General features: G+C 60.5%; 6 protein-coding genes and 1 tRNA gene. 1 reads left to right on the top strand and 6 read right to left on the bottom strand.

The window, feature by feature from the left end; genetic code table 11:
- On the bottom strand, positions 1-510 hold a 510-nt coding region (locus BGN91_RS01415), incomplete at its 3' end, for a hypothetical protein (RefSeq protein ID WP_292610180.1).
- Positions 511-742: 232 nt separating this feature from the next.
- Here BGN91_RS01415 and BGN91_RS01410 point away from each other — a divergent pair.
- On the top strand, positions 743-1,123 hold the full coding sequence (locus BGN91_RS01410; RefSeq protein WP_292610179.1) for a hypothetical protein: 381 nt from the start codon (positions 743-745) through the stop codon (positions 1,121-1,123).
- Positions 1,124-1,257: 134 nt separating this feature from the next.
- Here BGN91_RS01410 and BGN91_RS01405 read toward each other — a convergent pair whose 3' ends face one another.
- From BGN91_RS01405 to BGN91_RS01385, 5 genes are all read right to left on the bottom strand, one after another.
- Positions 1,258-1,500 carry a hypothetical protein gene (locus tag BGN91_RS01405; protein ID WP_292610178.1) on the bottom strand — a complete coding sequence of 81 codons (243 nt, stop codon included), beginning with the start codon at positions 1,498-1,500 and terminating at the stop codon, positions 1,258-1,260.
- Positions 1,501-1,677: 177 nt separating this feature from the next.
- Positions 1,678-1,755 (bottom strand) — tRNA-Pro (locus BGN91_RS01400).
- Between the two features lie 196 nt (positions 1,756-1,951).
- Positions 1,952-2,554 (bottom strand): MerR family transcriptional regulator, encoded by a 603-nt coding sequence (locus BGN91_RS01395; protein ID WP_292610177.1) that lies wholly within the window; start codon positions 2,552-2,554, stop codon positions 1,952-1,954.
- 62 nt (positions 2,555-2,616) lie between these two features.
- Complete coding sequence (locus BGN91_RS01390; protein WP_292610176.1) at positions 2,617-2,949, bottom strand: integration host factor subunit alpha; 333 nt, start codon at positions 2,947-2,949, stop codon at positions 2,617-2,619.
- A gap of 130 nt (positions 2,950-3,079) precedes the next feature.
- The gene (locus BGN91_RS01385; RefSeq protein WP_292610175.1) at positions 3,080-4,057 is read right to left on the bottom strand and encodes a beta-ketoacyl-ACP synthase III; all 978 of its coding nucleotides are present in this window, start codon (positions 4,055-4,057) and stop codon (positions 3,080-3,082) included.
- Positions 4,058-4,131 lie beyond the last annotated feature (74 nt).

The following is a 4,131-nucleotide window of genomic DNA, read 5'->3' as shown; positions in this document are numbered from 1 at the left end:
GATCGGGATGTTCCATCCGGGCAACTCTTCCTGACCCAGCAACGCAAGCGGGTTGCCGAGGGCAAGCGGATCGACGCCAACCGCTGTAAAATGGGCGCCGGACGCCTGCGCACCGCTTCCACTGCCCGCGCCGGCCGCGGGAAGCACGGATTGATCGTCAGTGACCGGAAACAGCGTCGCGAATTCCGCGCTGGTGATATCGCGCCCGGGCGCCACCTCAACCGTGAGATCGTGCAGCGGCTTGCCGGTGCTGTCGAAAAACGGTTCGAGCGTGACCGTCGAATGATTGTCGAACAGGATGATCAGCTTCTCGCCGATATGGACCAGCGTGATCCTTTCGCTCGCGATCGCCGAGAGGTCCGCCTTGACGCTTCCGTCGTAGCTCAACGGCACCACAACGGACTGCTCGCCGTACGGCTTGGTGACCTTGACGATCCGGGAAGGTTGCTTGCCGCTCCCGCCGCCGGCTCCAGAAGTATCCGCCTGCGCAACATGAAACGGTCCGTTCATGACGTCTTTCCTTAAAAAAAAATCAAATCCGGCAAATGGATTTAACTGAATCTTACCCATCATAATCTTGCCGCAATGAAACAGGTCAACAATTCTTTGGATCGATACCCAGGCAGTTCGGTGTGTGGTTAAATTACAACGCCTACAGGCCTGTCGCGCGTCAGGACGAGGAGGTGCATTGACCGGTAAAGGCACATATCGGATGATTGCGCAGCGCTGACGTGAGGCTGGGATGGCGAAAAAATATTTTAATTTCAAAAAGTTAGTTGTTGCAGGGATTCTTGCTTTAGGAAGTCAGATCCCGGCGCATGCTGCGGATCTCGGAATCGTGCCGCCCAGCGGCGCGGTTCTTGGCGGTTGTTCGGACATTGTCCTGAACTGCGAGAACGGTCGGGAATATCCGTTGTGTCCGATCGCCGTGAGTCTTGCAGGCGACATCGTGACAGCCACGCTGCACACCGGGCCGAATCGGCCTGCTTACGTCCGTCTCGTTCCGATGGGCGTCGGCTATCGTTATGCCGGGCGCAACATCTGGCTCGACGGGCTGCGCGAAAACGCGATCCTGAACTTCGGCAAACACAATTCGGTCGCCTGCACCGTCACGACGCCGTAAGCGCGCCTCATGGCGGACGCGGCTTACCGCGACAACGCCCGGACGTCACGAAACCACAAGGCCGCGCGACTCCGGACGCCGACGCGATCGCAGTTGTTGTGGTCGCGTTTTTGCTTATCGCTATCGAAGCCGCCTCAGCCCTTGGTGCGGAGAACCGCGTGGGCACGGCGCGGATACATGTACGACTTGGGATGCACATAGACCGGGCAAACATCGTAATAGGCATGCTGTTGCCAATTCCACTTCCAGCAGCCGACGTCGACGGCGGGATCGAAATAGTTGTCCGGCACATCACCGAATGCGTGAGCGCGTCCGCCCGGAACGGCAAATGCCGCCGCAAACGCGACCAGGATCAGAGCGCGGCGAAAAACGGTCATAACGACTCCATCGGTGGAATAATATGCGCGCAAGTATGAGGCCGCCGAAACCGATAATCAATATTCGGCGGCAAGCTGACCACCGTTTGCATTCGCTTTTGGCGTGGTGAGCGACCGAGAACCGGCCAATCGATCCGATGGCCGATCGATCCGATGACAGAACCGACCCTGCTTGGTTGGTCGGAGCGAGAGGATTCGAACCTCCGACCCCTAGTCTCCCAGACTAGTGCGCTAACCGGGCTGCGCTACGCTCCGTGCCGTTACGGCTCCATTCCATTATAGCGTTTTCAAGCGAAGCGGTACCGCTTCGCGTGAAGAAAATGCGCCAAACGAGACGAAGCCCCGGCCCTGATTTTATCAAGGCCGAAGGTAGCTCTAGCTGCGTTCCGGGGGCTGTGCAAGACGCGCCGGCGTTCACCTGAACGACGCTGAAAGGCGGGCTGCCGAATCGTCAGCCGTTGCCGAGTGCGTCATCCAGCAACCGCCGGCAGGCGACCAGATCAGCCAACACATCCTTGAGCTTTGCAAGATCGGCGGCGGCGCTTACGCCCGGGATTGCCGCGCTGTCGGGACCGGACCACAGCACCTCGTCGAGATTGTGCCGCAGCGGCTTGTGCTCACCCGCCTCCCGCACGCGGGGCGCGGCGCTGCCGCTGACCTCGACGTCCCCTTCTCCGTCCTCGTCCTCGTCGTCGGCCTCATAGTCGGGCAGTTCGTCGTCGTCGATCTCGCCGAGCGTGTTGCGAATGTCGTCCTCGATGGCGCCGAACGCGGCGGCGGACGATCCCTCGGTCAGACCCTGCACCGATTTGACGCCATGCTCTTTCAGGATTCGCTGCACGCCGCGGATCGTATAGCCCTCGCTGTAAAGCAGATGGCGAATGCCGCGCAGCAGGTCGACGTCGTCCGGGCGATAGTAGCGGCGCCCACCGCTTCGTTTCATCGGCTTGATCTGCGCAAACCGGGTTTCCCAGAAGCGCAGGACGTGCTGGGGAACATCGAGGTCGATAGCGACCTCGCTGATGGTACGGAAGGCATCCGGTGCCTTGTCCAAATGCTCGCTCCTCTGCCAATCGGGTTCCGAACGCCGGACCAGCCATAGTGCTTGTACGCGGCTTACTCGGCCTTGGTATGGACGCCGTTGCCGGTATTGCTGCCGTTGATCCGCTGCTTCAGAATCGCCGACGGTTTGAAGACCATCACGCGACGCGGAGAGATCGGCACCTCGGTGCCGGTCTTCGGGTTGCGGCCGATACGTTGGCCCTTCTTGCGTACCATGAACGAGCCAAACGACGACAATTTCACCGTTTCGCCCTTCTCCAGGCAATCGGTGATTTCCTTGAGAACAAGCTCTACGAATGCGGACGATTCGGTCCGCGACAGTCCCACCTTTTTGTAGACGGCTTCGCAGAGATCAACGCGCGTGACTGTTTTTCCGGTTTCGGTCATCGCCTGCCCCAAGCTCCCGGCGAACAATTCGTAACTGAAATTAAGAGTTTAACGGCGCACGGTCAACCTATCACATCATGCTTTCGCACGATAGATGACGGCAGTTGCGCCGGATATTTTGATTCAAGTCTTACCACCGCAGAAGAGCGGAGCCCCAGGTGAAGCCTCCGCCCATCGCTTCCAGCAATACCAGATCGCCTCTTTTGATGCGTCCATCGGCGACGGCGACCGACAGCGCCAGCGGAATCGATGCAGCGGAGGTATTGCCGTGGCGATCGACGGTCAGCACCACTTTCTCCGGCGCAATATGCAGTTTGTGGGCCGATGCATCGATGATTCGCTTGTTGGCCTGATGCGGAACGAACCAGTCGATGTCGTCCGCGGACATGCCGGAGGCATTAAATGCATCGACGATGACGTCGGTGATCATGCCGACGGCGTGCTTGAACACCTCGCGGCCTTCCATCCGGAGATAACCCACAGTCTGGGTCGAGGACGGTCCGCCGTCGACAAAAAGTTTTGATTTGTGACGGCCGTCCGAGCGCAGATGCGTGGTCAGGATGCCGCGATCCGAGGTCTTGCCGGGCTGCTCCTGGGCTTCCAGCACGACCGCCCCGGCCCCGTCGCCGAACAGAACGCAGGTTCCACGATCGGTCCAGTCCAGGATGCGCGAGAAGGTTTCCGCACCGATCACCAGCGCGCGCTTGAACGCGCCCGTGCGCAGGAAATTGTCGGCGGTGGCCAGCGCGAACACGAACCCGGAGCAGACCGCCTGAAGGTCGAAGGCCGCGCCGTGATTGATGCCGAGGCCACTCTGAACGGCGACGGCCGTGGCCGGAAACGTGTTGTCCGGCGTCGAGGTCGCCAGCACGATCAGTTCGATCGACTGCGCATCGATTCCGGCGTTCGCGAGCGCCGCCTGGGCGGCACGGATGGCGAGATGCGAGGTGAACTCCCCCTCGGCGGCAATGTGGCGCTCGCGAATGCCGGTGCGCTGGACGATCCACTCGTCCGAGGTGTCGACCCTGGTGGCCAGCTCGGCATTGGTCAGCACCCTTTGCGGCAGATAGGAACCGCAGCCGAGCACGACCGAACGTATCGCAGTCAAGAGAGAGCCTCCTGCACTGCCGACGCCGAAACAAGGGTGTGGCCGTGGCGGTTGAGCGTTTGGTTGATCTTGGT

Source organism: Nitrobacter sp. 62-13, from assembly GCF_001896955.1.
GTDB lineage: Bacteria > Pseudomonadota > Alphaproteobacteria > Rhizobiales > Xanthobacteraceae > Nitrobacter.
Note: the sequence above shows the minus strand (reverse complement) of the source record. Positions and strands in the feature narration are given on the sequence as shown.